Source organism: Enterococcus malodoratus, from assembly GCF_027659535.1.
Taxonomy (GTDB): Bacteria; Bacillota; Bacilli; order Lactobacillales; family Enterococcaceae; genus Enterococcus_A; species Enterococcus_A malodoratus.
Genome location: NZ_JAQDPG010000001.1, coordinates 565,444 through 580,849 on the forward strand (window position 1 = coordinate 565,444; position 15,406 = coordinate 580,849).

Sequence of the window (15,406 nt, forward strand, 5' to 3'; positions counted from 1 at the left end):
TTCGAAACTAAATATATCTTCTTTCGTAATCATAGTATCATGTGAACAGAAACACAGTCAATAGGGTTTGTCAGGATTTAGGCGTAAAAAAAAGATATTGCACATTCGTGCAATATCTTAGGCTGATTAATCGTTTGCTTGTTCCAGCGCAGCTTTTATATAACCAACATCTCCGCCCATTCGTTCGGCCGTTTCTTCAATCGTCAGACCTGAATCGATAAAGCGTTTGATCACTGATGTAAGGCTTTCGGCTACCTCGATAATATGCTTGTCTACATCATAAAAACGGACAGCCCGTTGTCCCCAGCTATGCTCCATTACTGGATGAAGAAAGTCAATCTCCTTCCGCGCGGCCAGCTTCTCAATAAAAGCATCCATATCTTCAGTTTCAAAATAAAGTTCAATCGCATTATTTTCCAGCACGATATCCTTCGACGTCCGATTAATAAATCCTCCCCAAGACTCTACAGTTTGTAAAAACATTCCTTCTGTTAGTTGAACATGTTCACCAGCATCCATAACGACCTCCAGTTCCAAAACCTCGTGATAAAACTGTTGCGCTTTTCCAATGTCCTTAACTGCGATCAGTGTCCCTCGATAGTTCATCGTTTTCCTCCTTATTCAATCTGCTTGATCAAAAACAACTCCATCGGCTGTTGAATCTCGTGTATCGAAATCAACAAGCCTCCGGCATCCTGATAACCCAGCTTGCGATAAAAGTGCTGCGCCTGTTCGTCGACCTGCGTTGAAGTCATCAGCATTTTGTATCCTAGCCGCCGCATCTCTTCTTCCCAAAAGACCATTAGAGCCTTTCCATATCCTTTGCCTTGATACGCATCAGCCACATACAGCATCGTACAAAATGGATGTTCATCCCAAAAAAGATTGTATCTCAACAATCCAACGTCAGCGCCATCAACCAATAAGACATACCCCTGCTTATCCCGAACCTTCTGATCAAACTGGTCTTCCGGCAAGTGACGATCTAATGTGAACCAAAAAGCACGATCCGATTCCTGCACATGACGAATCTTCATAACTATCCGCCTCCTCGCATTATTCTTTCAGTATAGCATTCCGCTAAACAAAAAATCAGCCAGTTTTTTCTGACTGATCCAAACGTTTCACTAAAATTTATGCGGTAAAAACAGAAATCTTTTCTTTTTCCAAAAAGGCCAATGCTTCTCGATTAATATGTTTGTCTGTAAACACTTTGCTGATCTCGCTAAAACCAAACTCTGACACCAATCCATTTTGCGAAAACTTGCTGGAATCGGTCAATACAATCGTCTGATTCGCAGCTGTTGCTAACGTCCTTGTCGTATCGCAACGAGTGATATCACTTCCAGTAAATCCGCGACGCGCATCAAAACCGTCAATCCCGACAAATAATTTATCGACATAAAATTCATTGATGACCTGTTTTACCAACGGCCCCACATTCACTTGCGATTCCTTTTGATATTCCCCGCCTAGCAAAATCACTTTGACCGATTCAGCCTTGCGAACGTAAGAAGCGATGAAACAAGAATTAGTGATAATTGTAATATCATTTCGGTTGAAGGCTAATTCCTCGGCCAATAACGCACATGTTGACCCGGATTCGATCATGATCACTTCTCCGTCATTAACAATTTTACTGGCTTCTAAGGCAATTTTACGCTTTTGATCGTAGTTTTGCGCCAAACGATAGTTGATATCATCCAGATTGTTCAACAATGCGTAACCATGCTGGCGATGCAATAATCCTCGTGCTTCCAATTTATCTAAATCTTTTCTGATCGTTACTTTCGAAACATTCAGTAACGCTGAAAGTTCGTTGACTTCTATTTTTTTCTTCTCACTGACAATCGCAAGAATCTCTTCTTCTCTAGACATAAACTCTTCTCCATCCACATTCAGTCATTTGTATCAGGTTATCATATTTTTACCATTCGAACAACTTATCAGTCATTTTTAATTACGAACGTAACTATTTATATTTACGTTAACAAATTATTGTGCTAAACTCAGGGTGAACTGGAGGGACTTTCCAATGAATGATAAAGCCTGTATTTTCAATATCCAAAAATTTAGTATCCATGACGGACCAGGGATTCGCACGGTCGTATTTTTTAAAGGCTGCCCGTTGCGTTGTTATTGGTGCTCAAATCCTGAATCTCAAAATGGCAACCCTGAGCAAATGTGGGATACGCAAAAAAATACCCATACAACAGTGGGCGAATACAAAACAATGGATGAGATCATTGCTGAAGTTATGAAGGATGAAGCTTTTTATGAAGAGTCGAATGGCGGTGTCACCTTATCAGGCGGCGAAGTCTTATACCAAGCAGAATTCGCAACCGAACTATTACGACAATTAAAAGCAAAAAACATCCATACAGCGAGTGAGACTACCGGTTACGCTAAACCAGAAATTTTTGAACGGTTCATTGAACAAGTTGATCTGCTTTATTTCGATGTCAAACATCATGACGAAGCTCAGCATAAAGCTGGAACCGGCGTTTCATTAAAACCCATTTTAAAAAATCTCTCGATCGCTATCCAACACCAGCAAAATTTAGTTGTCCGAATTCCCGTGATCCCGGGTTATAATGATGGCCTAGAAAACGCAGAAGCCTTCGTAAAATTGTTTAACAAAATGAATATTACAGAAGTGGAACTACTGCCCTTCCATCAATTTGGGGAAAAAAAATATGCCTCACTTGATCGAGACTATCAAATGCAGGACATCCCGCAACTGCATACCGAAGATCTGGATTATTTCAAAGAGATTTTAGAAGCACAACAGATCCAGTGTAAAGTTCAATAGAAAAACGTTCTCGATTTCGAGAACGTTTTTTTATTTTAATACCATCAGCGCACAATACACCAGTAACAGTGCCATGATCAGATTTGTTTGTTTATGATATTTCGTGAAGATACTTTGAAAGAGTGAGCCAAATAATGCCCAGGTACAAGTGCCTAAAAAACCGACGACCGACAAAAGCAAGATCCCTAAGATGATTCCGCCATTAGATTGCGCATTGGGTAAAACAAAGGCCGTCATTGACGTTATTCCGTAGATGATCACTTTCACGTTGACTAGCTGCATAATAGTTCCCGTAAACATACTGCTGGGATTCAAAAAACTTTCTTCCGTCTTTTCCTTTTTCGGTTTATCGCGAAAAACAGTAAATGCCAGATAGAGCATATAGAGCGCGCCTATTCCCTTCATAAAGGGTTCTATCTTTGGAATGGATGTATATAATGCTGTAGTAAGCAGCGCACATAACGACATATCGATCAGAAATCCTAAGAAAACACCTGCACTAAAAGTAACTCCTCTTCGTAAGCCAAACTTTGCTGCATTGGTCAACGCCATCAAATTATTTGGACCGGGTGTAAAAGCCGTGACAAAAATATAAGACATAAATGCTACTGAAATCATCATCTTTCCTTCCTTCCGCTTATTTGCTATAATGTACAAAATGAACAACATACAGAACGAACTGTTTCTTATATAGTACATTTTGTTCTATATATTGTCAAGATAAGGAGAGTATTTTATGTCCGAAATCAACCAAACTTTCTCAAACAACCTGAAGCAATACCGCGAAAAGAAAAATCTCAGCCTAGATAAGGTCGCAGATCTAACCGGTGTCAGCAAAAGTATGCTGGCTCAAATCGAAAAAGGCACAGCCAATCCAACGATTAACACCGTTTGGAAAATCGCCAATGGTTTAAAAATGTCCTTTACTGAACTAATGACTGCTCCGGAAGAAGATTTTGAAGTGGTTACTCAAGAAAAGCTATCGGTCTTAACCGAAGATGACGGACACTATCGCAATTACCCCATCTTCCCTTTTAATGATCAGCGCGGTTTTGAAATTTATCGCATCGAACTAGACCCAGGGGCCTTTTTACAAGCCGAAGCTCATCCAATTGGTACACAAGAATTCATTACCGTTTTCTCAGGTGTGATCGAAGTTCAATTTCTAGAACAAAAACTGCAAGCCAAGAACGGCGAAGCGATTCGTTTCAAAGCAGACACCAGTCATAGCTACCATAATCCTTCTGATGAAGTAGCCACAGTTAATATGGTGATCTGGTACGAACCGCAACAGAATATATAAAAAATCCGATCAGCTACGAGCGCCCTCGCTGCTGATCGGATTTTTTATTTGATTAATTGTTCAATTACATTTACTGCTAAAACGGGGAAAACTAACATTGTACTCCGTGACTTATGTCTTCGCAGACACTATTCATACTTCTATGATTAATAACCAGATAACATTATTTAATCTACAATTGTGGAACAAAGTTGTAGAGTTAGATGAGCCTTTAGTCTGATTAATAAAAAAATAATTAATTTAAACTATTGTAAAGGGAGGTTTTACCATGAAAATAAAATTAGATAGTTTCCATTTAAAAATAATTGCGATTACAGGGATGTTAATTAATCACACGGGCATAATATTTGAGTGGGGTCACAGTATCCAAACGTTGCCTTTTTTTGCTGTTTCTGAATTTGTAGGAAGATTTACGTTCCCTATCATGGCTTATCTATTGGTGGAAGGATATCATTATACACGAAATGTAAAAAAGTATGCTCTGAGGTTAGCTGTCTTCTGGCTAGTATCAATCTATCCTTTTTACTTAATGCATAACCCTGCATACGCTTTTTCAATTACAGATATTCCCAATAATATTTTCTTTACTCTTCTCATAGGGCTTATCATGTTAATTTGTTACGAAAAAGTAAAAAGTCCAATAGGGCATTTTATGCTTGTCATTCTGTTTACGTTTTTAACGATACTTTCCGATTGGAATTTATTAGGAATTATTTTAATATGGGCATTTTACAAATTCCATACTGATAAAGGTATAAAAGTAACAATGTTTTCTTATTTCTTAATCTTTGAAATAATATCTATTGTAGGAATTTTCACCAGTGCAAATTCGGCGGCATATATTGTTGAAATATTCTCTTCATTTGGTTTTCTAGCAGTAGGATACTTATTGTTGAACTATAATGGAACCCGTGGGTATTCACCACGTTGGATCAAATGGGGCTTTTATGCTTTTTATCCAATCCATTTGATTTTACTAGAAAGTATAAAATATTTATTTTTCTAAAGGATCCTTTTTTAACTAGTATAAGTGTACAGAAATAGAATCTGTACACTTTGTTTTTGTAACTAATTCCGCTCCACTTCTGAAGAAATAGTATTCATATACTCATAACTCTATCTATTTTCAAATATACCAGCCTCATAAGATTATGATACAACAGAATAAAACGTTAAAATCGGAATCGCGTGCCCCGCAGAGGGTAAGTTTTTCATCAAAATTTTTGCCATCCTACTCCTCTTCTCCCTTACTCTCGTAAGATATCGGAATCGGAACATCGATCATTTTCAATTCTTCGTGAGGCTGCTATTTTCAAGGCGACATTTTTATCGTAGTCCAGCGCAAAAACACAAGAGTAAATGACATTCAGCAAATAGTTGATTGCTGCATCGGTCGAATACGTGGAAATCTTTGAATAGAGTTTTTCCCGAGTACACAATCTAAGAATTGCTTCAGACAAACGAGCCGTACTATTTTCACCTAAGCTAGTGATGGTGATCAGCGGAATCTCTTGTTCCGCTAATATTTCAGCCACCTGATTCAAACTCCCCGTTTCCCCTGAATAAGTAATCATCAATGCACACGAATCCGGTTTGGCTAAATAGGCATTGAACCAAATCTCCCCTTGTAAAGAATGGATGTGTACGTCCTTCTGAATTCGGCTCATCTGATGAGAAAACTCTTGAGCAACCAGCAGATTATTGCTGGCCGCAAAAATATGGATCGATGAGGTCTTGGCAATGATATCAACAACTTTTCGTAAATCGTCATGGGTAACCAGAGAAAGTGTATCCTCGATAGATTCGATTTCTAATTGAGCAATTTTGTTAGCGATCGACATGAGCGAATCCCGTTTCGAAAAGGGATAATTCGCATCAATACAAGAAATACTTTTTTCTAGGTAATCCAGTTCATTGAGATAGGCCTCTTTTAATGCCATCCAACCAGAATAATTCAATTTTTTTGCGATTCTGACTAAAGTCGATTTTGATGAATAAGTAACTTCGGCTATTTCGGCTGTCGTTTGATTTTTAATATTGCGTTGTTGTGCAAGTAAATAGTCGATCACCTGCTGCTCGCTATTCGTAAAAGGATGCGTCTCCATTCGTTCTTGTAAAAGTATCGTTATTCCCTCCCTGTATACTATTGAAACAGCATTTCAAAAAAATAGTGCTTCCCAGCGTTGTTTCTGGAACACTGTTTTCGTTTATTTCAAAAGTATTTAAAGTCATTGTATCAGTTGTTATGATGATTTCAAGGAACAACTTAAGCGGTTTCTGATGAATGAATAGGTTAAGTTACAATAAATATTTTGTTCCAAACGAGCTTTTTCATTCTTTTAGGTTGACTTAAAGTAGACTCGAGGTATTATGGTAATTTCGTACAGAAAAATGACCGACGTGCAAGAAATGTCCCCTGCCATTTCAAATACATATAATAGAAAGGATGAACAAAATGACTAAATTAAATAAACTGACGATCATCAAAGAAACCGGCACTAACAGTATTACTGATATGCTAGTCACGCGTTTTAAAGAATTAACTGAAAAAGAAGGTATTTCGATCCAAGTTGAAGTTGTTGCCTTCGATCCAGATGCGATCCATGATTTATCAGGTGATATCCTCTTGTTAAGTCTGCCGCTGATGAAGGATCTGCGCTATCTGAATCGACTAAACAATCGTTTCTATTTTGTTTCATTTATTGATCCTTACGCGTATGCTCAATTGGATGAAAAAAGATTATTGAAGCAATTGCAGTTGATTGAACAGCTTAAATCTGAAGAGATTTTAAAATTCCATCCAAGAAACGGCTGGACCTACGCGGATTACTTCCTGGCAAACGATCAAATGAAGAAGATACAAACAGCCAGTTAATAAAGAAAAACGCCCTTCGATCATTGCTGAATAAATGATCGAAGGGCGCCTTTTTATTAAATTTCTTCAATCGGTAAATTCATACCTTTCCAACCTTCAAGGGCTCCAGCCAACTCATACGCTTCAAACCCATTGGACAAAAGAATCAATAAAGCAGTTTTTCCCAAGGGCGTCCCGCCTGTCCAATCGTAAACGACATATGTTTTTTCCTTATCCAATTCATCTAAATGATTCGTCAGATCTTTAGCCGGCATCGCGATAGCCCCTTTGATCTGATCCTTTTTGACTTGCGCTGGTGCATTACGAACGTCTAACACCACATATTTTGAATCTGCTTGATCCATGTTTTCTAAAACAACAAAGTGGTTGATATATAGGCTTAAATAGGTTTCTAATAATTCGATTTTCTTTTCGTTCATTTTAATTACTCCATTTCTTTTGTTAAATTGCTGGTTCCTTGTTTGATTTTATTCAGTAAATGGAAAAACTGTTCGATCTCCTCTTCGTCCAATTGTTCAAGCAGAATATTTACCGCCTCAAAGTTTTTAGGCAAAAATTTAGTCAAAACATCTTTCCCAGTATCGGTCAATTGAACCTGGACTGCTCGTTTATCTGTGAGAGAAGGGATTTTTTGGATCATCCCAGCACGTTCCATATTATTTACAAGCTTCGTGATCGTCGCTCTGGATGCACCTAATTTATCCGCCAATTCTGACGGCATCAGCGAATGATCCGCTGCCCGCTCCAAAAACATCAGAATGATAAATTTGGATTCTGAAAGATCATACTGCTCCAAAACAGAGTCATATGCCTTCTGCATTTCCCGAAATGTCCATTGGAAATCTAGAAATAATGATGCAATCGTTGAATCCGATGATTCAGCATAGTGGTCAATCGTTAGTTGAATCCGCTGATTATCTGGACGATCCTTAAACGTAAAATTCTCCATTGCACTCTCCTCTTTAATGTGATTAGCCGGCTAACTATATTTAGTATAACGCAGATTTTTTAATTGTCAAACGCTATGTCTCAAGTAAGTTGAGCTCATTTCCCTCAAAATAATTTATAAATCTTGTTGACTTAGAGTGTACTCGAAGTATTAGAGTGAAATCAAAGGGGCTATTATACGTCTGACGTTTCGAAAGTTTTCCCCTAGCAAAGCCGCAGCTTCTCGAAATCAGTCGGATTTTCCGTAAAAAGAACGTACCTTATTTATAAAACTACTAATAAATAGTTTTATTTTGGATAAAAAAGGAGTGGTAAAAATGAATCAAACTCAATTCTATGCCCCAACAAGGGTGATCTTTGGAGCAGATACAGAAAAACAAATCGGAGATATCATCGCCAATTATGGCTACAAAAAAGTTTTGATCCATTATGGCGGGCAAAGTGCACTTCGCTCTGGCTTGATTGATCATGTCAAGCAATCTCTAATAAGTAAAAAAATCGACTTTGTGGAGTTAGGCGGCGTGGTTCCAAATCCAGTTTTATCGTTGGTTTATCAAGGTATCAGCTTAGCAAAGACCGAAAAAGTTGATTTTATTCTGGCGATTGGCGGTGGCAGCGTTATTGATTCCGCCAAAGCCATTGGTTACGGAGCTGCTAATGAACAAGACGTTTGGGATTATTACAGTACCTCTGCCCTGCCCCAAGCTTGTTTACCGATCGGAACCATTTTGACAATCGCTGCAGCAGGCAGTGAAATGAGCAACAGTTCAGTGATCACGAATGAAGCTGGTAATTTAAAACGCAGCTGCGGTAGCGATTTGAGCCGGCCGCTCTTTAGTATTATGGACCCAGTATTAACGTTGACTTTGCCTGATTATCAAACGGCCGCCGGATGTGTGGACATTATGATGCACACGATGGAACGTTATTTCAACCACGGCGATAATCTAGAGCTGACCGATGCCATCAGTGAAAGTCTATTGCGGGTGGTTAAGAAAAATGCGCTGCTGTTAGCCAAGGAACCGCAAAATTTGGCAGCGCGTGGAGAAGTAATGTGGGCAAGCAGCTTGTCCCACAATGGATTGACTGGCTTTGGTACTGACGGCGGTGATTTTGCGACCCATAAGATCGAACACGAATTAAGCGGCATGTTCGATGTTACTCATGGTGCTGGTTTGGCAGTTGTATGGCCTAATTGGGCCCGCTATGTTTTTAAAGAACGGCTGGAACGCTTCGTGCAATTTGCAGTCAACGTCATGGATGTCGAACCATGTGCTGATGCTGAAGAAACCGCATTAAAAGGCATACATGCGATGGAAAACTTTTATCATGCACTCAAGATGCCCACTAATTTAAAGGAATTAGGACTAAATCCTACGGAAGCAGAATTACAGGAAATGGCTGAAAAATGCGACTATCGACCAGATGGAACGATTGGCATCGTTAAAAAGTTGGCTGTATCGGATGTTTATGCGATTCTAAAATGTTCCCGTTAATCCATCTTTTCATCTGTTAAAATAGAAGAAAAGACAGTTAGAGGGAGAAAATGATGGGGTATAAAATTGGAGATATTTCTAAAAGAACAGGACTTAGTACCTATACTTTAAGGTATTACGATCAGAAAGGGCTGCTGCCCTTTGTTGCGCGAGATAAAAATGGGCGGCGTCATTTCAAGGAAGAAGATTTTGAATTTCTATCAATTATTACATGTTTAAAAGATACCGGAATGCAATTAAGCGATATTCGACAATTCGTGGAGTGGTCAATGGACGGCGATCCGACCTTTGAAAAACGGCTCAATTTCTTTACCGATCACAAACAAGAGGTTGAAAAACAATTAGCGCAAACTCAAACTTATCTTAATAAGATTGATCGGAAAATTGGTAAATATACCAGAGCTCATGAGGCTGCAATGACTAAACAATAATATGCCGATAACGTAAAACGGGAAGTAAAGGATACCCTTCACTTCCCGTTTTTTAGTTGGTCAGCTCAACAATAAAAGCCTCATATGGCAACAAGTCCATCAATAAATCACGACGTTCTTCATTATTTTTGATTTTGAAATCCGCTTGCTGTTCAAATAATTCTTTTGGCAGCTTTTGGATCTCCTCCGACATATTAGCAACGACATACCAATTTTTTTGATCAAGCTTTCTCTGATAAATAAACAAGGCGCCATCTTCCGGATAAAGCAAGTCATATGTTCCTTCAATCAAAATCGTCTCCGAGTGACGTAATTGGATCAGCTGCTGATAAAAGTGAAAAATTGATTTTTGACTTTCTTGATCCGCGGCGACATTGATTTCCTGATAATTGGGATTGACCTTGAACCAAGGCGTCGTTTGACTGAAGCCTGCATGACTACTTTGATCCCACTGCATCGGTGTTCGAGCGTTGTCCCGGGAAATTTTATGAACGGCGGCTAAAAAATCGGATTTTGACATCGTTTTTTGCTGCTCAACATAAAATTCGAAATTGCCGCGCAACTCGATATCCTCGTACTCCTCCAAGTCAAACCTCGCATTTGTCATACCGATTTCTTCTCCTTGAAAAATAAAAGGCGTCCCTTGCAATCCGTGCAGAATCGTCGCAAAGGCTGTAGCACATTCATAGCGATACCTTTCATCGTTCCCCCAGCGTGAGATGACACGAGCACGATCATGGTTTTCAAAATACAAAGCATTCCAACCTTTTCCTCGCAACTCCTTCTGCCATGCAGACAGGATCCTCTTCAAATCCGGCAGATCCATTGATTTCAAAGCCCAGCGACCATTGACATCGCCTTTTTTACGATCGACATGCATATGCTCAAATGTGAAAATCATATCCAGTTCTTCTCTTTTCGGATCGACTAACAGGTGAGCATCCGTTGATTTAGCCGCTGGCGACTCACCCACACTCATCATTTCAAAAGGTTTCAAGACCTCTTGATTCATCTCATGGATAAATTCGTGCATTCGCGGACCATTCTGCTGATTTTCTGTAGTAAAAGCCCTCGGATTGTCTGGATAATCCAAGTTTTTAGAAATGGAGGTTACAACATCCATCCGCCAGCCGTCTACACCCTTCGCTTTCCAGAAACGCATCATGTCATAAATGTATTCGCGAACAGTCGGATTTTCCCAATTGAGATCGGGTTGTTCTTTGGCATAATAGTGTAAATAATACTGCTGGCGCGACTCATCCCAGCTCCATGCCGAACCGCCGAAACTCGAGCCCCAATTATTTGGCGCTGATCCATCCGACTTAGCCTCTTTCCAAATATAGAAGTCGCTGAAAAAATTATCGGACGATTTACGACTTTCTTGAAACCATAAACATTGATCCGACGTATGATTCGCCACAAAATCCATCACGATTTTAATTTCTTTGGCATGAACCTCTTCGATCAGTTGATACATTTCTTCATTCGTTCCAAACATTGGATCAATTTGCCGATAATCCGCCACATCATAACCGTTATCCACCTGTGGTGATACATAGATCGGACTGATCCATAAAGCATCGACACCCAATTCTTTTAAGTAAGGAAGTTTTTCACGAATCCCGTTCAAATCCCCGATCCCATCGCCATCTGTGTCTTTAAAACTCTTCGGATAAATTTGATAGAAAACTGCTTGTTTCCACCATTCTGTCATTGGTTACTCCTCCAATTTTCTTAATACCCATTGTTGACTAAAGAAATCCTCTTTTACCGTATCAATCGCTAGACCAAATGCCATCAATTCATCCCCAAATCTATGGTCACCATTAGGTAATTCATAGCAAGAATCGGCGTCCAAAGCGACTAGTTTCAAACGCTTAGAGGGCAAATTCGGTTTCGCTTGCACTTGAACATACGAAACAACAACTTGTGACTCATCGATGAATTGCCACGCTTTAGCGTTAGTACCTTGAAGGGTGCTTAACCGATACATTTCACCCAGCTGAACGGTTTTACGGATAGCTTTGAAACAAGTGGTTTGCTCTTTGACCCCGGCTTGTTCAGCCTGTGATAATTTTGTCAGATCCAACTCATAACCAAAGTTTCCCTGCATCGCTACTACGCCTCGTGTCTGTAAGGAAGTCACACGCCCGATTTGATGATTGGGTACTTGAGATACATGACAGCCCATCGTGATCGGTGGATAGATCAAACTGGTTCCCTCTTGGATACTCAAGCGTTCGATCGCGTCAGTATCATCACTTGCCCATGTTTGCGGCATATAATAAAGCATTCCGGGATCATTTCGACCGCCGCCGCCTGCGCAATTTTCAAATAGAATCTCTGGGAAGCGACTCGTTAATTCTTCAATCACACGATACAATCCTAAGATATAGCGATGATAAAATTCTTTTTGCTGCGCTGCTGGTAGAACATTTGAACCCGCCTCGGTGATGCTGCGATTCCAGTCCCATTTGATATAGTCAATTTCCTGCTCTTGAAAAAGCTTCGTCAATGTTTCTATTAAATAATTCTGAACAGCCGGATTTACTAAATCAAGTACCCACTGTCCGCGCGAGTAAGATTTCAATCGGCCGGGAACCTCTACACACCAATCAGGATGGACACGATACAAATCGCTATCCTCCGAAATCATTTCCGGTTCGACCCAAAGTCCAAAATCTAATCCGATCGTTTTAATTTTCTTGATGAACGCGTCAAGCCCTTCTGGAAACTTCTTTCGATCCACAAACCAATCGCCTAAAGAACTAGATGTATCATTTCGTTGACCAAACCAGCCGTCATCCAAAACAAACATTTCAACCCCTAGTTCTTTCGAACGTTGTGCCAAGTCAACAAGCTCCTGTTCCTTCAAATCAAAATAACTAGCTTCCCAACTGTTTACCACAATCGGCCGCTCTTTTTTAGCAAATCGCGGGGTAAGTAAATGATTTTGATACAACTGATGATATTTATGGCTAATTTCTTGCAAGCCTTGATCACTAAAAATCAACACCGCTTCTGGGGAGACAAACGTCATTTGAGGCTTCAAGTTCCAGCCAAAGGTCGCTGAATTGATCCCAATCTGCATTCGTACTGCTTCCTGCTGATCGACATCGACAGTCGCTTCAAAATTACCGCTATAAACCAGATTCATACTGTAAACCTTGCCAGCAGTTTCATTCGTTCTCTTTTCAAGTAAAGCGATAAATGGATTGTGCTCGTGACTGCTGCCGCCTCGCAGACTTTCGATACGATAATTTAATTGACTAAGTGGTGTCCGTTGAATGCCGACTTCCCGCGCCCAAGCCCCGCTTAAATGCAAAAGTTCTAAATTGCTTGTCGGCAATTCTACACAGGCACTATTCAATTGATCAATCTCAACGATTGAATCCCCAAAATTTTCCAGTTCCGTATGGCGCGTGATCGCGTCTGACTTTTCATACAAAGTGTAAAACAATCGTATTTTCAGCCTTTGATAGGCATCGATCAAGTGAATGACCAGTGTTTGACACTCTTCACTGTCTCGCAAACTTGGTAATTCCGCCAACTTTGGTTTGCCAGAATATATTTCATGAGAGTGATAGCGAAAATCGCTGATCTTCGTTCCGTTCTGATAAGTCAATTGAAAAGCTGGTTTGCGCAGATCGCTATTACCAAAAGCCGGATATTCTTGCGGAAGCCGCTCCAATTTATATTCCTTAATATGGTCGGTATCAGCTAAGTAACTCGCCCGTTTTATCTCTTTCAATAAATAATCAGGGAAGCGCTTGGCTAAGCGGCTTCCCCAAAATAGATGAAAAAGATGATTTTGCTGGTTTCTTTGAATGAGATAACTGGTTTTTCGTCCTTGGAGATGAAAAATACCCGTTTGTTCATCAAAATAAATCATAATTTTCTGTCCTCTCTATGCAATTCCTAAAGCGGAAAGGATGATCCCTAAAACGATGATCCCTAACATCAATACAGTGATGCTGAATTTTTTCTTTAACAAGTAATAGCAAAGCAGTGTCAATAAAAGCGGTACGATCCCGACAAAAATCTGATCCAGCATCTCTTGCAGTTTCATGACTGTTTCCCCTTGCATCGCAAAAGAAAGTTTTGTCTGGAAGACGACCATGGAACTCGTCATTGCCCCAACCATCATTAAACCAACCATACTAGCGCCTTTCGTTAGAATCCCAATCAGCCCTTCCGAATAAAGCCGTTCAATATATTTCGAGCCTAGTGAATAGCCTAAAAATGCGCCGTAATATCTCGTTAACCATTGTGGGATATTGAATAGTGCCAAGAAGACTAACGGGGCCAAGACATTGCCGCTCGTTGCTAGACCGACCGCGATCCCCGCCGAGATAACGCGCCATACACCCCAAAAAATCGAATCTCCAATTCCAGCCAAAGGTCCCATCAAACTAGTTTTTACCGCGTTAATCGAAGCTACATCGAAGTTTGCTTTTTCCGAATTTTCCTTTTCCATCGATGCCGCGATCCCCATGATAAAGGACACCATTGGGACAGTCGTGTTGAAATACGACATGTGACGAACTAACGCTTCTTTTCTTTGATCCTCTTCTTTATAAAAAGCATTGATGAAGGGCATCATCGAGTAACAGAAACCATTTGCTCCCTGCTTCGCCGGATTTACTGAAACATATAGCGTCTGCGAACGCCAAAACATTTGGCGAACTAATTTTTTCTCTTCTTTAGTCAAATCATTCCCTATTTTACTCATGCGAAAAAGTCCTCCTCTTCTTGATCGACATTGGCTGCGGCCTGCACTGCAACGGCTGGTTTCGCTTTTTCAAGTTTATTTAATTGATAATCTCTTTGCGCGATTAGTATAGCTCCGATAAAGGCAATGACCGCAACCGCGACTAACGGTAACTTGAGATAGCCTACCAGCACAAACCCTAAGAAAAAGAAGACCGCGATTTTATTTTCCCAAAGCATTCGTAGTAGCATCGCCATCCCGACTGCTGGTAATAAGTTACCTGCTACGGACAACCCGTTCATAATCACCTCTGGAATCATGTTCAACGCTGCTTGAACCGCATTTGCTCCAAACAACATCGCGAAAAACGGAATCAATGAGTATGCAAAGAACCAAATTCCCCAAACACCAAAATGCAGATAAGTGAATTGTTTTTGTTTGCCTTCTGCTGCTAATCGATCAAAAACCGGTGCCATCGAACCACTGAATAAAATATAAATTGCTAATTTGATTTGTTGTCCTAAAATTCCGATTGGTAAAGCTAATGCGATTGCTGCATCGACACCGCCGCCTAATTTTATGGCAAAGCCGGTCGCTAACGCAGTTGCTAATCCTGGTTCCGCCGCTGAGGCACCACCAATATTAATGACTCCCATGAAAATCGTTTCTAATGCCGCCCCAATTTTTAACCCCGTTTGCACATCACCCATTAGTAATCCAAGAAATGGTCCGACAACAATCGGGCGAAACAATAGCGAAAATCCAATCAATTCATGTCCACCGACACAAAGGAATACCACTAACCCAACTAAAAATGCATCTAACATATT

17 protein-coding genes are annotated in these 15,406 nt (G+C 40.1%); 6 read left to right on the top strand and 11 right to left on the bottom strand.

The features are described from left to right. Positions 1–126 precede the first annotated feature (126 nt). The 3 genes from PGP85_RS02745 to PGP85_RS02755 all read right to left on the bottom strand — a co-directional run bounded on the left by PGP85_RS02745 (position 127) and on the right by PGP85_RS02755 (position 1,878). Positions 127–606, bottom strand: coding sequence for a VOC family protein (locus tag PGP85_RS02745; RefSeq protein WP_010742289.1), 480 nt, complete (start codon positions 604–606; stop codon positions 127–129). 11 nt (positions 607–617) lie between these two features. Further along, positions 618–1,037, bottom strand: coding sequence for a GNAT family N-acetyltransferase (locus PGP85_RS02750; RefSeq protein WP_270325973.1), 420 nt, complete (start codon positions 1,035–1,037; stop codon positions 618–620). Positions 1,038–1,134: 97 nt separating this feature from the next. Continuing rightward, the gene (locus PGP85_RS02755; protein WP_090407490.1) at positions 1,135–1,878 is read right to left on the bottom strand and encodes a DeoR/GlpR family DNA-binding transcription regulator; all 744 of its coding nucleotides are present in this window, start codon (positions 1,876–1,878) and stop codon (positions 1,135–1,137) included. A gap of 157 nt (positions 1,879–2,035) precedes the next feature. Between PGP85_RS02755 and PGP85_RS02760 the strand changes: the two genes are divergently transcribed. Beyond that, the gene (locus tag PGP85_RS02760; protein ID WP_270325976.1) at positions 2,036–2,812 is read left to right on the top strand and encodes a glycyl-radical enzyme activating protein; all 777 of its coding nucleotides are present in this window, start codon (positions 2,036–2,038) and stop codon (positions 2,810–2,812) included. A 30-nt stretch (positions 2,813–2,842) separates the two neighbouring features. Here the strand turns inward: PGP85_RS02760 and PGP85_RS02765 are convergent, their stop codons facing one another. After that, the gene (locus tag PGP85_RS02765) at positions 2,843–3,433 is read right to left on the bottom strand and encodes a LysE family transporter (RefSeq protein ID WP_270325978.1); all 591 of its coding nucleotides are present in this window, start codon (positions 3,431–3,433) and stop codon (positions 2,843–2,845) included. Between the two features lie 115 nt (positions 3,434–3,548). Between PGP85_RS02765 and PGP85_RS02770 the strand changes: the two genes are divergently transcribed. After that, the gene (locus tag PGP85_RS02770; protein ID WP_270325980.1) at positions 3,549–4,115 is read left to right on the top strand and encodes a helix-turn-helix domain-containing protein; all 567 of its coding nucleotides are present in this window, start codon (positions 3,549–3,551) and stop codon (positions 4,113–4,115) included. Between the two features lie 268 nt (positions 4,116–4,383). Further along, on the top strand, positions 4,384–5,121 hold the full coding sequence (locus PGP85_RS02775; protein WP_270325982.1) for a TraX family protein: 738 nt from the start codon (positions 4,384–4,386) through the stop codon (positions 5,119–5,121). Positions 5,122–5,362: 241 nt separating this feature from the next. On the opposite strand, the gene PGP85_RS02780 is transcribed toward PGP85_RS02775, so the two are convergent. After that, the gene (locus PGP85_RS02780) at positions 5,363–6,220 is read right to left on the bottom strand and encodes a MurR/RpiR family transcriptional regulator (RefSeq protein WP_270325983.1); all 858 of its coding nucleotides are present in this window, start codon (positions 6,218–6,220) and stop codon (positions 5,363–5,365) included. Between the two features lie 350 nt (positions 6,221–6,570). Here PGP85_RS02780 and PGP85_RS02785 point away from each other — a divergent pair, with 350 nt between their 5' ends. Further along, a complete protein-coding gene (locus PGP85_RS02785; RefSeq protein ID WP_010742297.1) occupies positions 6,571–6,990 on the top strand; it encodes a hypothetical protein in 420 nt (139 codons plus the stop codon). Between the two features lie 56 nt (positions 6,991–7,046). On the opposite strand, the gene PGP85_RS02790 is transcribed toward PGP85_RS02785, so the two are convergent. Next, on the bottom strand, positions 7,047–7,409 hold the full coding sequence (locus PGP85_RS02790) for a rhodanese-like domain-containing protein (protein ID WP_270325985.1): 363 nt from the start codon (positions 7,407–7,409) through the stop codon (positions 7,047–7,049). Positions 7,410–7,414: 5 nt separating this feature from the next. Then, entirely contained in the window at positions 7,415–7,939 is a 525-nt protein-coding gene (locus PGP85_RS02795) for a MarR family winged helix-turn-helix transcriptional regulator (protein ID WP_010742299.1), read from the bottom strand. Positions 7,940–8,255: 316 nt separating this feature from the next. Here PGP85_RS02795 and PGP85_RS02800 point away from each other — a divergent pair, with 316 nt between their 5' ends. Together PGP85_RS02800 and PGP85_RS02805 are read left to right on the top strand one after the other, a co-directional pair. Beyond that, positions 8,256–9,434, top strand: coding sequence for an iron-containing alcohol dehydrogenase (locus PGP85_RS02800; protein WP_270325987.1), 1,179 nt, complete (start codon positions 8,256–8,258; stop codon positions 9,432–9,434). 50 nt (positions 9,435–9,484) lie between these two features. Continuing rightward, positions 9,485–9,865, top strand: coding sequence for a MerR family transcriptional regulator (locus PGP85_RS02805; RefSeq protein WP_270325988.1), 381 nt, complete (start codon positions 9,485–9,487; stop codon positions 9,863–9,865). 52 nt (positions 9,866–9,917) lie between these two features. Here PGP85_RS02805 and PGP85_RS02810 read toward each other — a convergent pair whose 3' ends face one another. The 4 genes from PGP85_RS02810 to PGP85_RS02825 are packed head-to-tail and all read right to left on the bottom strand — an operon-like array spanning position 9,918 to position 15,403. Beyond that, a complete protein-coding gene (locus PGP85_RS02810; RefSeq protein WP_270325989.1) occupies positions 9,918–11,579 on the bottom strand; it encodes a glycoside hydrolase family 13 protein in 1,662 nt (553 codons plus the stop codon). Positions 11,580–11,582: 3 nt separating this feature from the next. Beyond that, positions 11,583–13,757: an alpha-galactosidase gene (locus PGP85_RS02815; RefSeq protein ID WP_270325990.1), complete on the bottom strand. Its 2,175-nt coding sequence runs from the start codon at positions 13,755–13,757 to the stop codon at positions 11,583–11,585. Positions 13,758–13,772: 15 nt separating this feature from the next. After that, positions 13,773–14,597, bottom strand: coding sequence for a PTS system mannose/fructose/sorbose family transporter subunit IID (locus tag PGP85_RS02820; RefSeq protein WP_010742304.1), 825 nt, complete (start codon positions 14,595–14,597; stop codon positions 13,773–13,775). Further along, entirely contained in the window at positions 14,594–15,403 is an 810-nt protein-coding gene (locus tag PGP85_RS02825) for a PTS mannose/fructose/sorbose/N-acetylgalactosamine transporter subunit IIC (RefSeq protein ID WP_270325991.1), read from the bottom strand. The genes PGP85_RS02820 and PGP85_RS02825 overlap by 4 nt, the downstream gene beginning before the upstream one ends. Between the last annotated feature and the right edge of the window lie 3 nt (positions 15,404–15,406).